The following is a 14,271-nucleotide window of genomic DNA, read 5'->3' on the forward strand; positions in this document are numbered from 1 at the left end:
AAAAAGACTGACCCTCAATGGAATGCAGCCTATGACCCGGACCTCCCAGACACCCTCCGAAGAGCAGCACCTGCAACGCAACCTGACCAACCGCCACATCCAGCTCATCGCCATCGGCGGCGCCATCGGCACCGGCCTGTTCATGGGCTCGGGCAAGACCATCAGCCTGGCCGGCCCGTCGATCATCTTCGTCTACATGATCATCGGCTTCATGCTGTTCTTCGTCATGCGCGCCATGGGCGAGCTGCTGCTGTCGAACCTCAACTACAAGTCGTTCATCGATTTCTCCGCCGACCTGCTCGGCCCCTGGGCCGGCTACTTCACCGGCTGGACCTACTGGTTCTGCTGGGTGGTCACCGGCATCGCCGACGTGGTGGCGATCGCCGCCTACACGCAATTCTGGTTCCCGGACCTTCCGCAGTGGATACCGGCGCTGAGCTGCGTGGCCCTGCTGCTGTCGCTGAACCTGGTGACGGTGAAGATGTTCGGTGAAATGGAGTTCTGGTTCGCCCTGATCAAGATCATCGCCATCATGGGCCTGGTCGCCACCGGCCTGTACATGGTCATCACCGGCTTCCAATCGCCAGCAGGCCATACCGCCACCCTGGCCAACCTGTGGAATGACGGCGGTATGTTCCCCAACGGCCTGCTCGGTTTCTTCGCCGGCTTCCAGATCGCCGTGTTCGCCTTCGTCGGCATCGAGCTGGTAGGCACCACCGCCGCCGAGGCGAAGAACCCCGAGCGCACCCTGCCGCGGGCGATCAACTCGATCCCGATCCGCATCATCGTGTTCTACGTGCTGGCGCTGATCGCCATCATGGCGGTGACCCCATGGCGCGACGTGGTGCCGGGCAAGAGCCCGTTCGTCGAGCTGTTCGTGCTGGCCGGCCTGCCGGCGGCGGCGAGCATCATCAACTTCGTGGTGCTGACCTCGGCGGCCTCGTCGGCCAACAGCGGCGTGTTCTCCACCAGCCGCATGCTGTTCGGCCTGGCCCAGGAGGGCGATGCGCCCAAGGCGTTCGAGAAACTCTCGCGCCGCGCGGTGCCGGCCAACGGCCTGTACTTCTCCTGCACCTGCCTGCTGCTGGGCGCGGTGCTGATCTACCTGGTACCCAATGTGATCGAAGCCTTCACCCTGGTGACGACGGTGTCGGCGGTGCTGTTCATGTTCGTGTGGACGCTGATCCTGCTGTCGTACCTGAGCTACCGCAAACAGCGCGCGGCGCTGCATGAGCAGTCCACCTACAAGATGCCGGGCGGGCGTTTCATGTGCTATGTGTGCCTGGTGTTCTTCGCCGGCATTCTGGTGCTGTTGAGCCTGGAAGCGGATACGCGCTCGGCGCTGGTGGTGACGCCGATCTGGTTCGTGATTCTGGCGGTGACCTATCAGTTCGTGCGCAGCAGGCGTCAGCCGCGCGCCACCGTGCGTGGGGCGTCGAACAGCTGATCCTGAACCCATCGCGGGGCAAGCCCGCTCCCACGCCTGCCGTGTGAGGTCGGCGTGGGAGCGGGCTTGCCCCGCGATGAGGCCCTCTAGCCTTGCTCCAACCCTTCAAGCACGGCTTCGGCCAGCGCCAACCCCTTCTCCAGCGAGTTCTCGGTCGCCGTCAGCAAACTGCGCAACGGCTCCCCCGCCTTCTCTAACGCGGCAGCATTGGTCTCATACGCCGCCTTCAACGCCGCCACCGCGCACACCAGCGCATCCTCGCTATCAACGCCAGCACGTACCGAGAGAATCGGATCATGGGCGTGATTGCAGGTGCCAAAGTGGGAACAAGCGGTGACGGGACGGGATTTGCGGGGACTGTGGTTGACCAGCGATTCCTGGTTCATGGCTGCACCTCTCGATGAAAGGTGGCGATCTCGACAAATGCGAGCGGTGGATCTGGAACGATCTTCTTGAGCATGGTGCTACTCCTTGCAGCCTTCTGAAGTGTCTCTCCGTGCCCATACGCCAATATGGGTGGACGGAGCCGTGCGGGTTGGCGTTGCCGGTCAGAAGGTCCGGTGAGCCCGAAGGCTCCCACACACGGCTCCGCCCATAACGGGTGCAACCATGCAGGACACGCTATCGCAGGTGCGATGTGCCCGGTTCTGACAGCGGGACGCCAATCCCGAACCGCAGAAACTACTGCGGTGCGGCACGGTACTCAAGTAGTGCTTATGTGTCAAAAGTGTTCATCGCCCCCGGCCCCAATCCTGTGCAGGCCCAACCCGCAAGCACCATCCTGGCCCCACCCCGCGCCCCGATTCGTCGCACAACCGCTCTATCACGCACCTTCCAACGCCCGGCACAGCCTTTGCAATCTCCGATCTGGCCAACACCCACCATCACATCGGAGTGAGCACATGAAGCGACGCAGTCTGATCAAGGCCTTTACCCTCAGCGCATCGATCGCCGCGATGGGCCTGAGCTGGAGCATCCAGGCCGCCGAGACCATCAAGGTCGGCATCCTGCATTCGCTGTCGGGGACCATGGCGATTTCCGAGACCTCGCTCAAGGACATGGCGCTGATGACCATCGACGAGATCAACGCCAAGGGCGGGGTCAACGGCAAGCAGCTCGAGGCGGTGGTGGTGGACCCGGCGTCCAACTGGCCGCTGTTCGCCGAGAAGAGCCGCCAGCTGCTGACCCAGGACAAGGTGGCGGTGGTGTTCGGCTGCTGGACCTCGGTGTCGCGCAAGTCGGTGCTGCCGGTGTTCGAAGAGCTCAACGGCTTGCTGTTCTACCCGGTGCAGTACGAGGGTGAAGAGATGTCGCCGAACGTGTTCTACACCGGCGCGGCGCCCAACCAGCAGGCGATCCCGGCCGTGGAATACCTGATGAGCGAGGACGGCGGTGGCGCCAAGCGCTTCTTCCTGCTGGGTACCGACTACGTCTACCCGCGCACCACCAACAAGATCCTGCGCGCCTTCCTGCACAGCAAGGGCGTGGCCGACAAGGACATCGAAGAGGTCTACACGCCGTTCGGCCACGCCGATTACCAGACCATCGTCGCCAACATCAAGAAGTTCTCGGCTGGCGGCAAGACGTCGGTCATTTCCACGGTCAACGGCGACTCCAATGTGCCGTTCTACAAGGAGCTGGCCAACCAGGGGCTGAAGGCCACCGATGTGCCGGTGGTGGCGTTCTCGGTGGGTGAGGAGGAGCTGCGCGGCATCGACACCAAGCCGCTGGTGGGCCACCTGGCGGCGTGGAACTACTTCGAGTCTGTGGATAACCCGGTGAACCAGAAGTTCGTCGCCGACTGGAAGGCCTACGCCAAGGCCAAGGGCCTGCCGGGGGCCGACAAGGCGGTGACCAACGACCCGATGGAGGCCACCTACGTCGGTATCCACATGTGGGCGCAGGCGGCGCAGAAGGCCGGCAGCACCGATGTGGACAAGGTGCGCGAGGCGCTGGCCGGGCAGAGCTTCAAGGCGCCGTCGGGCTTCACCCTGACCATGGACAAGAGCAACCACCACCTGCACAAGCCGGTGATGATCGGCGAGATCCAGGATGACGGGCAGTTCAGTGTGGTGTGGCAGACCGAGGAGCCGCTGCGGGCGCAGCCTTGGAGTCCGTTCATTCCGGGGAATGACAAGCGGCCGGACTATGCAGTGAAGGGCAACTGACGCTATCGCGGGGCAAGCCCGCTCCCACGCCGATCTCGTCAGCTAGCAGATCTCGTCAGCTAATGGTGGGTGGCGTGGGAGCGGGCTTGCCCCGCGATGAATCCACCGCCGATTTCCAGGATGGCCCGCATGCTCAGACTCCTGCTCACACTACTGCTGCTTCTACCCCTGGCCACTCAAGCCAGCGAAGGCGAATTCTTCCTCAGCGCCAAACCCGCCGAGCAAGCCCGCCTGCTCGAAACCTGGGCCGCCCAACCCGATACCGCCCGCCTGCCGCTGCTGGACAACCTGCGCCAGGGCCGCATCGCCGAAAATGACACCCGCAAACTGCGCCTGAACAACCGCCTGCGAGGCCTGATCGACAACGCCCTGGCCAGCCATCAACTGCTCAGCGAACAAGCCGACGTGCGCCTGGCCGCCGCCCAGCAACTACAAAAAACAGCGCAACCCGCGCAAATGGCGTTCCTCGACCGCCGCTTCGCCAGCGAACCGGACGCCGCCGTGCACGCCGCCCTCGGCCTGGCCCTGGCCAACCTGCAACTGGGCGCCAGCGAGCCCGCGGTACGCCTGGCCGCCGTGCGCCTGCTCGGCGAAACCGGCGACCCGCTGGCCCGCACCCGCCTCGAAGCCCTTCTGCAACCCGACGCGGAAACCGACGCCGCCGTACGCACCGCCGCCGAAACCAGCCTGGCCCAGGTACAGCGCAAGCTGCTGGTCGGCGAACTGCTCGGCCAGGCCTTCAGCGGCCTGTCGCTGGGCTCGATCCTGCTGCTGGCGGCGCTGGGCCTGGCGATCACCTTCGGCCTGCTGGGGGTGATCAACATGGCCCACGGCGAGATGCTGATGCTCGGTGCCTACAGCACCTACATGGTCCAGGTGCTGTTGCAGCGTTATGCTCCCGGCGCCATCGAGTTCTACCCGCTGATCGCCCTGCCGGTGGCCTTCGCCGTCAGCGCAGGCGTCGGCATGGCCCTGGAGCGCACGGTGATCCGCCACCTCTACGGCCGCCCGCTGGAAACCCTGCTGGCTACCTGGGGCATCAGCCTGATCCTGATCCAGGCCGTGCGGCTGATCTTCGGCGCGCAGAACGTCGAGGTGAGCAACCCAGCCTGGCTGTCGGGCGGCATCCAGGTGCTGCCCAACCTGGTGCTGCCCTACAACCGCCTGGTGATCATCGGCTTCGCCTTGGCGGTGGTGCTGCTCACCTGGCTGCTGCTCAACCGCACGCGGCTTGGCCTGAACGTGCGTGCGGTCACCCAGAACCGCAACATGGCGGCCTGCTGCGGGGTGTCCACCGGGCGCGTCGACATGCTCGCCTTCGGCCTCGGCTCCGGCATCGCAGGGCTCGGCGGCGTAGCCCTGAGCCAGGTCGGCAACGTGGGGCCGGACCTGGGCCAGAGCTACATCATCGACTCGTTCCTGGTGGTGGTGCTCGGCGGCGTCGGCCAACTGGCCGGCAGCCTGTGGGCGGCCTTCGGGCTGGGTATCGCCAACAAACTGCTGGAGCCGCAGATCGGTGCGGTGCTGGGCAAGATCCTCATCCTTGCGCTGATCATTCTGTTCATCCAGAAGCGCCCGCAAGGCCTGTTCGCCCTCAAGGGACGGGTAATCGACTGATGAACCAGCCATTGATTGTCACTGCCACGCGCAAGGCCGGCACCCGGGTGTCGCTGGCCGTCGGCGCCGTTGTCGTCCTGGTGCTGCTGGCCCTGCCGCTGCTGTCGCTGCTGCCCGACGGGCACTCCTTGCAGGTCTCGGCCTATACCCTGACCTTGGTCGGCAAGATCCTCTGCTACGCCATCGTCGCCCTGGCCCTGGACCTTGTGTGGGGCTATGCCGGGCTGCTGTCGCTGGGCCACGGCCTGTTCTTCGCCCTGGGCGGCTATGCCATGGGCATGTACCTGATGCGCCAGGCGGCCGGCGATGGGCTGCCGGGGTTCATGACCTTCCTGTCGTGGAGCGAGCTGCCCTGGTACTGGGCCGGCACCCAGTATTTCGCCTGGGCGCTGTGCCTGGTGGTGCTGGCGCCGGGGTTGCTGGCGCTGGTGTTCGGCTTCTTCGCCTTCCGCTCGCGGATCAAGGGCGTGTACTTCTCGATCATGACCCAAGCCCTGACCTTCGCCGGCATGCTGCTCTTCTTCCGCAACGAGACCGGTTTTGGCGGCAACAACGGCTTCACCAATTTCCGCACCATCCTAGGTTTCGACATCACCGCCCAGGGCACCCGGGCCGCGCTGTTCCTGCTCACGGTCGGCCTGCTGCTGGGCAGCCTGCTCCTGTGCTGGCGCCTGACCCAGAGCAAGTTCGGTCGCCTGCTCACCGCCGTACGCGATGCGGAAAACCGCCTGATGTTCTGCGGTTACGACCCACGCGGCTTCAAGCTGCTGGTGTGGGTGCTCAGCGCCGTGCTGTGCGGCCTGGCCGGGGCGCTGTATGTGCCGCAAGTGGGCATCATCAACCCCAGCGAAATGTCGCCGACCAACTCCATCGAGGCCGCCGTGTGGGTAGCCCTGGGAGGGCGCGGAACGCTGATCGGGCCGCTGCTTGGCGCCGGCCTGGTCAATGGCATGAAGAGCTGGTTCACCGTGGCGTTCCCCGAGTACTGGCTGTTCTTCCTCGGTGCGCTGTTCATCCTCGTCACCCTGTACCTGCCCAAGGGCGTGGTCGGCCTTGTGAAGAAAAGGAGCCAGCCATGAGAAGCGTGCCCCCGGTGCATCCGGAATTCATGCTGGAACCGATATTCGACCAGATCGGCAGCGGTCGCGAGGCCATTGGCCTCGGTCGGCGCCGCGAGGCCGGGCTCGACACCCGCCACGGCACGGTGCTGAGCCTGGAGGGCATCAGCGTCAGCTTCGATGGCTTCAAGGCGCTCAACGAGCTGAACCTGTACATCGGCGTCGGCGAGCTGCGCTGCATCATCGGCCCCAATGGCGCCGGCAAGACCACCATGATGGATGTGATCACCGGCAAGACTCGGCCCGACACAGGTACCGCGTTTTTCGGCGACACCCTCGACCTGACCCGCATGAGCGAATGCCAGATCGCCCAGGCCGGTATTGGCCGCAAGTTCCAGAAGCCCACGGTGTTCGAGGCGCTGACGGTGTTCGAGAACCTGGAGCTGGCGCTCAAGGCCGACAAGTCGGTGTGGGCTAGCCTGGTGGCACGGTTGTCCGGCGAACAGCGCCAGCGCATCGAAGAAGTGCTGGCCACCCTGCGCCTGCTGCCCCTGGCACAGCGCCAGGCGGGGTTGTTGTCCCATGGACAGAAGCAGTTCCTGGAGATCGGCATGCTGCTGGTGCAGGAGCCGAGATTGCTGCTGCTCGACGAGCCAGTGGCGGGGATGACCGACGCCGAGACCGAGTTCACTGCCGAGCTGTTCCGCTCGCTGGCGGGCAAGCATTCGCTGATGGTGGTGGAGCATGACATGGGCTTCGTCGGCAGCATTGCCGACCATGTGACGGTGCTGCACCAGGGCAGTGTGCTGGCGGAAGGATCGCTGGCGCAGGTGCAGGAGGATGAGCGGGTGGTCGAGGTGTATCTCGGTAGATAGGCCTGCGAGGGTTGCGTGGGAGCGGGCTTGCCCCGCGATGGCGCCAGCCCGGCCAACATCACTTCCAGGCCTGACGCCATCGCGGGGCAAGCCCGCTCCCACGCTCAAATCAAACAAGGGCACAACATGCTGAAAATCGACACCCTGCACCAATACTACGGCGGCAGCCACATCCTGCGCGGCCTGTCCTTCGAGGCCAAGGTCGGCGAGGTCACCTGCCTGCTGGGCCGCAACGGCGTGGGCAAGACAACCTTGCTGCGCTGCCTGATGGGCCTGCTGCCGGCCCGCGAGGGCCGCGTGGAATGGGAAGGCAAACCCATCACCACGCTCAAGCCCCAGCAGCGGGTCCAGGCCGGCATCGCCTACGTGCCCCAGGGCCGCGAGATCTTCCCGCGCCTGACCGTCGAGGAAAACCTGCTGATGGGGCTGTCGCGCTTCCCCGCCCGCGAGGCACGGGAAGTACCCGCCTTCATCTACGAGCTGTTCCCGGTGCTGGAGCAGATGAAACAACGCCGTGGCGGTGACCTCTCGGGTGGGCAGCAGCAACAGCTGGCCATCGGCCGCGCCCTGGCCAGCCGCCCGCGCCTGCTGATCCTCGACGAGCCTACCGAAGGCATCCAGCCGTCGGTGATCAAGGAGATCGGCGCGGTGATCCGTAAGCTCGCCGACCGGGGCGACATGGCCATCCTGCTGGTGGAGCAGTTCTACGACTTCGCCGAGGAGCTGGCCGACCAGTACCTGGTCATGGCACGCGGCGAGATCGTCCAGCGCGGCCGGGGTGAAAACATGCAGGCCGAAGGTGTGCGCGGCCTGGTTACCATTTAATCTGCAACCACTTCCCTTGCGAGACGCTGTCATGAGTTACCAGATCCGCGACGCCCTGATCAACGACGTGCCGGGCATCCTCGACATCTACAACGACGCCGTACGGAACACCACGGCGATCTGGAACGAAACCTCCGTGGACCTGGGCAACCGCCTGGCCTGGTTCGAGGCCCGTGCGCAGCAGGGCTACCCGATCCTGGTGGCGGTGGACGACAGCGGCGTGCTGGGCTATGCCTCATTTGGCGACTGGCGGCCGTTCGAGGGTTTCCGGCATACCGTCGAACATTCGGTGTACGTACGTGGCGACCAGCGCGGCAAGGGCCTGGGCCCCGTTCTGATGGAAGCGCTGATCGAACGGGCGCGCCTTTGCGACAAGCATGTGATGGTCGCCGCCATCGAGAGCGGCAACGCCGCGTCGATCCGCCTGCACGAACGCCTGGGCTTCAGCATCACCGGGCAGATGCCGCAGGTGGGGGTGAAGTTCGGGCGCTGGCTGGATCTGACCTTCATGCAGCTGTACCTGGATGACAACACCCTTCCCCCTTCAAGGACCTGAAGCCCATGAACACCGCCCAGCTGCACCGCGTCACCCACGAAGGCCTGGCGTACTACCGCGACGGCCTGGTGGCCCTTTTGCTCGATGCGGTGCGCCAGGGCGCGTCGGTGGGTTTTTTGGCCGATATCGACGAAGCACAGGTCAAGGCCTACTTCGATGAGGTGAAGGCAAAGCTGGCCGGTGGCGAGCAGCTGCTCTGGGTCATCGCCCAGGGGCAGGAGGTGCTGGGCAGTGTACAGCTGGGGTTGTGCCTGAAGCCCAATGGGCTGAACCGGGGCGAGGTGCAGAAGTTGCTGGTGCACAGCGATGCGCGGCGGCGTGGGCTGGGGCAGCAGTTGATGAACGCGCTGGAGGCCGAGGCGCGGCGGATCGGGCGGGGGATGCTGTTTCTCGATACCGAGGCGGGGTCTGGGGCCGAGGCGTTCTATCGGGCGCAGGGGTACAGCAAGGCGGGGGAAATTCCGGATTATGCCTGCGGACCGGAAGGGGTTTATCGGGCGACGGCGTTGTATTTCAAGGTGCTGGCCCCCGCCTCAGAACGGCGTTGACGCCATCGCGGGGCAAGCCCGCTCCCACGAAGCACCTCGGTGCCTGGCGTGGGAGCGGGCTTGCCCCGCGATGCTTTACTCTCACATCTGGGTAAACCTGCCCAACCGCTGCTTCAACATGCTGTTCTCACTGCGCAACTGCTGCACCTCTTCCAACAGTTCCAGCGCCAGTGCCACCCCTTCCCACTCCAACTCAAGCTCCTGATGCAGCTTCACCGCGCGCTTCAACGTCACCGGCGCGCGGTCATCGAACACCCACTCTTCGGGCGTTCGCCCCGACGGTTCGACAATGCCGTGCTCGACGATCTCGATCACCCAGTCGGCCGACACATCGGCTTCCTGGCACAGGGTACGCATGTCCAGTTGAACGATCAGGGTGCTGCTCATGATCACTTACTCCATTGAGTCCTCGGATTGAACGCGGCTTTCTCGGAGAGCTGGGTCCACAATGCGCGAGCTGCGTCATCGGACTGGGCGGGCATGACCACCTTGAGCTGGGCGTACAGGTCGCCGCGCTCGCCCTGCTTGTTCAAAAGGCCCATGCCCTTGACCCGCAAGCGCTGGCCGCTCTGGCTGTCGGGGCGGATGGTCAGGTTGATCTTGCCGGTCAGGGTCGGCACGGCCACCTTGGCGCCGAGCGCCGCTTCCCACGGTGCCAGGGGCACGGTGATGATCAGGTCATGGCCTTCGACATCGAACAGCGGGTGCGGTGCCATGCGGATGGTCAGGAACAGGTCGCCATTGGCGCCACCGCCCACGCCCGGCGCGCCCTGGCCCTTGAGGCGGATGCGCTCGCCGTCGGTCACCCCGGCAGGGATCTTCACGTTCAGCGTTTTCGTGGTGAAGCCGGTGCGCTGCCCAGCGCCGTTGGTCTGCGGCACCTGGAAGCTGATCTGCTTGGATTCCTTGTTCAGGGTCTCTTCGAGGAACACTGCAAGTTCAAGCTCCACGTCCTGCCCTCGCCTGCCGGCACTGCGTTGTTGCCGGCCACCGCCGCCACCGAAGGGGTTGCCGCCCCGGGCGCCGAAGATCGAGCTGAAGAAATCGGAGAAATCACCACCCTCGAAGCCACCGCCGCCGCCATTGCCGCCACGGGACTGCCAGCCAGGCGGTGCCTGGAACGGCCGACCATGCTGGCCGCCATACTTGCGGATTTCGTCGTACTCGGCGCGCTTGTCCTTGTCGCCAAGCACTTCGTAGGCCTCGTTGGCCTCCTTGAACTTGTCCTCGGCGTCACGCTCCTTGCTGACGTCGGGGTGATACTTGCGCGCAAGCTTGCGGTACGCGGCCTTGATCGCCTTCTCGTCCGCGCTCGCCTCGACGCCGAGTATCTTGTAATAGTCTTTGAAGTCCATCTATGGATCACCGATGTGAATGTACGTATTGCTACTGAAGATTGGGGTCAAGCATAGCCTTTCAAGGTTCATCCGGGGTTGCGCTATCGCAGACGACCGGTCTTGATTTAGCCGCAGACTGGCATAAACTGCGCGGCCGTTTTGCCTCCGGAAGCTCTCCCCCATGTCTGACGTATCCCCGGCCCGCGCCCTTGGCATCGACTTCGGCACCTCCAACTCCACGGTTGGCTGGCACCGCCCGGGCGTCGAATCGCTGATCGCCCTGGAAGACGGCAAGATCACCCTGCCGTCGGTGGTCTTCTTCAACATCGAGGAGCGTCGCCCGGTGTACGGTCGCCTGGCCCTGCACGAGTACCTGGAAGGCTACGAAGGCCGCCTGATGCGCTCGCTCAAGAGCCTGCTGGGCTCCAAGCTGATCAAGCACGACACCAGCGTGCTGGGCAGCGCCCTGCCGTTCAAGGACCTGCTGGGCATGTACATCGGCGAGCTGAAAAAGCGCGCCGAAGCCGATGCCGGCCGTGAATTCGACCAGGTGGTGCTGGGCCGCCCGGTATTCTTCGTCGACGAAGACCCGGCCGCCGACCAGGAGGCCGAGGACACCCTGGCGGAGGTTGCGCGCAAGATCGGCTTCAGGGATGTGTCGTTCCAGTACGAGCCCATCGCCGCGGCGTTCGACTACGAGTCGGGCATCAGCCGTGAAGAGCTGGTAGTGATTGTCGATATCGGCGGTGGTACCTCGGACTTTACCCTGATCCGCCTGTCACCGGAGCGCCACCAGGTGGCCGAGCGCCAGGACGACATCCTCGCCACCGGCGGCGTGCACATCGGCGGTACCGACTTCGACAAGCAGCTGAGCCTGCAGGGCGTGATGCCGCTGTTCGGCTACGGCAGCCGGATGAAGAGCGGTGCGCTGATGCCCACCAGCTACCACCTCAACCTGGCCACCTGGCACACCATCAACGCCCTGTACTCGCAGAAATCGCAGCTGGCCCTGGGCAACATGCGCTACGACATCGAGGACACCCTCGGCATCGACCGCCTGTTCAACCTGATCGAACAGCGCGCCGGGCACTGGCTGGCGATGGAAGTGGAGGCCAGCAAGATCGAGCTGACCGAGCGCGACAGCCGCTGCATCGACTTTGGCCGCATCGAGCCGGAGCTGTCGGCCGAGTTGACCCGGGCGCTGTTCGAAGACGCCATCGGCGGGCTGCTGGAGCGGGTGCGCGGCAGCGTGAGCGAATTGCTGGCCAAGGCCGGCGTCAGCGAGGGGCAGGTGGACACGGTGTTCTTCACCGGTGGTTCCAGCGGCATTCCGGCGCTGCGCAACAGCGTGGCGGCGATGCTGCCCAATGCGCGACATGTGGAAGGCAATATCTTCGGCAGCATCGGCAGCGGGCTGGCGATCGAGGCGCGCAAGCGTTACGGCGCAGCCTGATTCAAAGGCCTTATCGCGGGGCAAGCCCGCTCCCACGCCAGGCTCATGACTGCTTTGTGGGAGCGGGCTTGCCCCGCGATGATCAGACCAACTCCGCCCGCTTCAACTCACTCTTCAGGTAGGCGTAATAGATCGGCCCCGCCACCACCCCCGGCAGCCCGAACGCCGCCTCGAACACCAGCATCGCCAGCAGCAGCTCCCAGGCCTTGGCACTGATCTGCCCGCCGACGATCCGCGCGTTGAGGAAGTACTCGACCTTGTGGATCACGATCAGGTACCCCAGCGCCGCCATCGCCACCCAGATCGACAGCGACAACCCGACGATGGTGATCAGGGTGTTGGACATCAGGTTGCCGATCACCGGCAGCAGCCCGAGCAGGAAGGTGAGCACGATCAGCGTCTTGGTCAACGGCAGGTGCACGCCGAACAGCGGCAACACCACGGCCAGGAAGATACCGGTGAAGACGGTGTTGAGCAGCGAGATCTTGATCTGCGCGAAGACGATGTTGCGAAACGCCTGCACCAGCAGGCTCAGGCGTTCGAACAGCGCCGCCGCCAGGGGCTTGCGCCGGGAAATGTCGGGAATGCGCTGCAGGGCGACGATGGCGCCGAGGATCATGCCGATCAGCAGGGTCACGAACATGTGCGCCATGCCCTTGCCCACCAGTTGCAGGTCGCTCAGGTGGCTCTTGATCCAGTCGCCGATGGCCACCTTGAACTCGGCGGCGCTGGCCGGCAGGTAGGCTTCGATGAACGGCGGCAGCTGGCCTCGCGCGCGCTCGACCAGGCCCATGAACTTGTCCAGCGAGGCGCCGGGATTCTCGGCCTCGTGCAGCAGGAAACTGAAGGCGCCGGCGATCAGCAACGTCAGCGTGCTCACCACCAGGGTGCCGAGCAGCGCCACCGCCAGCCAGCGTGCGCGCTGCCCGGCGATCAGCGGTTGCAGGCGCGGGGTGAGCATGTTGACCAGCTCGTAGACCAGCAGGCCGGCCAGCAGGCTCGGCAGCAGCTTCAGCGGCAGCGCCAGCAACAGGCCCGCCATGACGATGATCCAGCTGGCCAGGGTGACCTGGCGGGGAGTGAAAGTCATACAGCCTCAACGGCAGACAGCGGAAAGTCCCGCAGTCTGCCAGCCTTCACGGCAGAGGCATAGGCGCAGGTCATTTCTTCTTCAGGCAGTCACTCATGAAGGCCTTGCGTTCATCGCCCTTGAGCGCCTTGGTGCTGGCGTCGGCGTTGCAGGTCTTCATCTTCTCCTGCTGGGTCTGCGGCACATCCTTTTTCAGGCAGGTGCTCATGAACGCCTTGCGTTCATCGCCCTTGAGCGCCTTGGTGGTGGCGTCGGCATTGCAGGTCTTCATCTTTTCCTGTTGCGCGGTGGCGGCGAACCCTTGGCCCGCGATCAACAGGCCCAATACCAGCAGGGGTACGTGCAGCAGCTTCATGGAGTGGTCTCCTTGCCTGCGCGCCGGATGCGCGCTCGTCGCAGCTGAGTGTAGACAAGAATTCTTACATCTCTGTCCGCGCCCGCCGCCGGTACTGCTCCGGGGTGCAATTGGCCTGGCGCTGGAACATGGCGATGAAGGCCGAAGCGCTGCTGTAGCCGAGGTCGAAGGCGATGGCCTGGATCGGCGTGCCCGCCTCGAGCGCCTCGATGGCCCGCAGAAAGCGCAGGCGCAAGCGCCATTCGCCGAAGCTCATCCCCAGCTCGCGCAGGAACTGCCGGGCCAGGGTGCGCTCGCTGACATGCACCTGCCCGGCCCAATGGCCGAGCGGACGGTTGTCGCCAGGCTCCGCGTGCAACGCCTCGAGCACCTGGCGCAGGCTGTCACTGCGGGCGAACGGCAGGTAGCAGGTCTGCGTCGGTGCCAGGTGCAACTGGTCGATCAATACCTGGATCAGGCGCTGGTCGCGCTGGTCCTGGGCGATGTGCAAGTCGCGGCGGGCGAAGTCGCCGAGGATCGCCTTGAGGATATCGCTGATCACCAGGCTGCAGGGCTGGTCCGGCAACTCGGTACACAGGCTGCGCTCCAGGTAGACCGAGCGGTAGATGATGGCCTGGGGGTTGTAGCAGCCGTGCTCGGTGTCCGGCGGCACCCAGACGGCGTAGTGCGGGGGCGAGATGAAGCGCTGGCCCTCGACGTCCAGGTGCATCAGGCCATGGGAGGCGTAGTTGAGCTGGCCCCAGGGGTGACGGTGCGGTGGGCTGTGAGTATCGGCGCCGAATTCGTCGTAGCGAAAGTAGACCGGGGCGGGGAGCCGGTCGAATTGCGGAATGTCGAGGTACTTGCGGGTCATGCTGTCTGCTTTGCGGGGCGAGTTGTCTGGATGGAAGTATAGGCATTTGAACAGACAAGCGATAATGGCCGCCACGTGGGAGCGGGCTT

Annotated in this window: 15 protein-coding genes; 9 read left to right on the plus strand and 6 right to left on the minus strand. The window is 64.9% G+C overall.

All coding sequences use genetic code 11. The features are described 5' to 3' along the window. The first annotated feature begins 31 nt into the window (after positions 1–31). Positions 32–1,447 (plus strand): D-serine/D-alanine/glycine transporter, encoded by a 1,416-nt coding sequence (gene cycA, locus ACZ899_RS16145; protein WP_234560883.1) that lies wholly within the window; start codon positions 32–34, stop codon positions 1,445–1,447. An 86-nt stretch (positions 1,448–1,533) separates the two neighbouring features. Here cycA and ACZ899_RS16150 read toward each other — a convergent pair whose 3' ends face one another. After that, on the minus strand, positions 1,534–1,833 hold the full coding sequence (locus tag ACZ899_RS16150; protein WP_186713780.1) for a hypothetical protein: 300 nt from the start codon (positions 1,831–1,833) through the stop codon (positions 1,534–1,536). A 516-nt stretch (positions 1,834–2,349) separates the two neighbouring features. On the opposite strand from ACZ899_RS16150, the gene urtA reads away from it, so the two are divergent. The 7 genes from urtA (at position 2,350) to ACZ899_RS16185 (ending at position 9,094) form a co-directional block, all read left to right on the plus strand. Further along, positions 2,350–3,615, plus strand: a complete 1,266-nt coding sequence (gene urtA / locus ACZ899_RS16155; RefSeq protein ID WP_234560884.1) for an urea ABC transporter substrate-binding protein — start codon at positions 2,350–2,352, stop codon at positions 3,613–3,615. A gap of 129 nt (positions 3,616–3,744) precedes the next feature. Next, entirely contained in the window at positions 3,745–5,232 is a 1,488-nt protein-coding gene (gene urtB, locus ACZ899_RS16160; RefSeq protein ID WP_234560885.1) for an urea ABC transporter permease subunit UrtB, read from the plus strand. Next, on the plus strand, positions 5,232–6,311 hold the full coding sequence (gene urtC / locus ACZ899_RS16165; protein ID WP_234560886.1) for an urea ABC transporter permease subunit UrtC: 1,080 nt from the start codon (positions 5,232–5,234) through the stop codon (positions 6,309–6,311). Before urtB ends, urtC begins: the two co-directional genes overlap by 1 nt. Then, on the plus strand, positions 6,308–7,165 hold the full coding sequence (urtD, locus tag ACZ899_RS16170) for an urea ABC transporter ATP-binding protein UrtD (RefSeq protein ID WP_234560887.1): 858 nt from the start codon (positions 6,308–6,310) through the stop codon (positions 7,163–7,165). Before urtC ends, urtD begins: the two co-directional genes overlap by 4 nt. Positions 7,166–7,291: 126 nt before the next feature. Continuing rightward, a complete protein-coding gene (gene urtE, locus ACZ899_RS16175) occupies positions 7,292–7,990 on the plus strand; it encodes an urea ABC transporter ATP-binding subunit UrtE (protein ID WP_062572701.1) in 699 nt (232 codons plus the stop codon). A 31-nt stretch (positions 7,991–8,021) separates the two neighbouring features. Then, the gene (locus ACZ899_RS16180) at positions 8,022–8,546 is read left to right on the plus strand and encodes a GNAT family N-acetyltransferase (RefSeq protein WP_234560888.1); all 525 of its coding nucleotides are present in this window, start codon (positions 8,022–8,024) and stop codon (positions 8,544–8,546) included. Between the two features lie 5 nt (positions 8,547–8,551). Then, positions 8,552–9,094, plus strand: a complete 543-nt coding sequence (locus ACZ899_RS16185; protein WP_234560889.1) for a GNAT family N-acetyltransferase — start codon at positions 8,552–8,554, stop codon at positions 9,092–9,094. 81 nt (positions 9,095–9,175) lie between these two features. On the opposite strand, the gene ACZ899_RS16190 is transcribed toward ACZ899_RS16185, so the two are convergent. Beyond that, entirely contained in the window at positions 9,176–9,481 is a 306-nt protein-coding gene (locus ACZ899_RS16190; protein ID WP_011535907.1) for a chaperone modulator CbpM, read from the minus strand. 2 nt (positions 9,482–9,483) lie between these two features. Then, complete coding sequence (cbpA, locus tag ACZ899_RS16195; protein ID WP_203648131.1) at positions 9,484–10,449, minus strand: curved DNA-binding protein; 966 nt, start codon at positions 10,447–10,449, stop codon at positions 9,484–9,486. A 163-nt stretch (positions 10,450–10,612) separates the two neighbouring features. Here cbpA and ACZ899_RS16200 point away from each other — a divergent pair, with 163 nt between their 5' ends. Continuing rightward, positions 10,613–11,884: an Hsp70 family protein gene (locus ACZ899_RS16200; RefSeq protein ID WP_234560890.1), complete on the plus strand. Its 1,272-nt coding sequence runs from the start codon at positions 10,613–10,615 to the stop codon at positions 11,882–11,884. 82 nt (positions 11,885–11,966) lie between these two features. Here the strand turns inward: ACZ899_RS16200 and ACZ899_RS16205 are convergent, their stop codons facing one another. From ACZ899_RS16205 to ACZ899_RS16215, 3 genes are all read right to left on the minus strand, one after another. Beyond that, positions 11,967–12,974 (minus strand): AI-2E family transporter, encoded by a 1,008-nt coding sequence (locus ACZ899_RS16205; RefSeq protein WP_110734957.1) that lies wholly within the window; start codon positions 12,972–12,974, stop codon positions 11,967–11,969. Between the two features lie 70 nt (positions 12,975–13,044). Then, on the minus strand, positions 13,045–13,329 hold the full coding sequence (locus ACZ899_RS16210; RefSeq protein WP_203648134.1) for a PsiF family protein: 285 nt from the start codon (positions 13,327–13,329) through the stop codon (positions 13,045–13,047). Positions 13,330–13,393: 64 nt separating this feature from the next. Continuing rightward, positions 13,394–14,182 (minus strand): AraC family transcriptional regulator, encoded by a 789-nt coding sequence (locus tag ACZ899_RS16215; protein WP_234560891.1) that lies wholly within the window; start codon positions 14,180–14,182, stop codon positions 13,394–13,396. Between the last annotated feature and the right edge of the window lie 89 nt (positions 14,183–14,271).

The sequence above is a fragment of the Pseudomonas sp. TE31087 genome, from assembly GCF_057284075.1.

What these genes read in the sequence shown, in the direction of transcription:
- cycA (WP_234560883.1), top strand. Translation starts at nt 32, where the DNA reads ATGACCCGGACCTCCCAGACACCCTCCGAAGAGCAGCACCTGCAACGC.
- ACZ899_RS16150 (WP_186713780.1), bottom strand. Translation starts at nt 1,833, where the DNA reads ATGAACCAGGAATCGCTGGTCAACCACAGTCCCCGCAAATCCCGTCCC.
- urtA (WP_234560884.1), top strand. Translation starts at nt 2,350, where the DNA reads ATGAAGCGACGCAGTCTGATCAAGGCCTTTACCCTCAGCGCATCGATC.
- urtB (WP_234560885.1), top strand. Translation starts at nt 3,745, where the DNA reads ATGCTCAGACTCCTGCTCACACTACTGCTGCTTCTACCCCTGGCCACT.
- urtC (WP_234560886.1), top strand. Translation starts at nt 5,232, where the DNA reads ATGAACCAGCCATTGATTGTCACTGCCACGCGCAAGGCCGGCACCCGG.
- urtD (WP_234560887.1), top strand. Translation starts at nt 6,308, where the DNA reads ATGAGAAGCGTGCCCCCGGTGCATCCGGAATTCATGCTGGAACCGATA.
- urtE (WP_062572701.1), top strand. Translation starts at nt 7,292, where the DNA reads ATGCTGAAAATCGACACCCTGCACCAATACTACGGCGGCAGCCACATC.
- ACZ899_RS16180 (WP_234560888.1), top strand. Translation starts at nt 8,022, where the DNA reads ATGAGTTACCAGATCCGCGACGCCCTGATCAACGACGTGCCGGGCATC.
- ACZ899_RS16185 (WP_234560889.1), top strand. Translation starts at nt 8,552, where the DNA reads ATGAACACCGCCCAGCTGCACCGCGTCACCCACGAAGGCCTGGCGTAC.
- ACZ899_RS16190 (WP_011535907.1), bottom strand. Translation starts at nt 9,481, where the DNA reads ATGAGCAGCACCCTGATCGTTCAACTGGACATGCGTACCCTGTGCCAG.
- cbpA (WP_203648131.1), bottom strand. Translation starts at nt 10,449, where the DNA reads ATGGACTTCAAAGACTATTACAAGATACTCGGCGTCGAGGCGAGCGCG.
- ACZ899_RS16200 (WP_234560890.1), top strand. Translation starts at nt 10,613, where the DNA reads ATGTCTGACGTATCCCCGGCCCGCGCCCTTGGCATCGACTTCGGCACC.
- ACZ899_RS16205 (WP_110734957.1), bottom strand. Translation starts at nt 12,974, where the DNA reads ATGACTTTCACTCCCCGCCAGGTCACCCTGGCCAGCTGGATCATCGTC.
- ACZ899_RS16210 (WP_203648134.1), bottom strand. Translation starts at nt 13,329, where the DNA reads ATGAAGCTGCTGCACGTACCCCTGCTGGTATTGGGCCTGTTGATCGCG.
- ACZ899_RS16215 (WP_234560891.1), bottom strand. Translation starts at nt 14,182, where the DNA reads ATGACCCGCAAGTACCTCGACATTCCGCAATTCGACCGGCTCCCCGCC.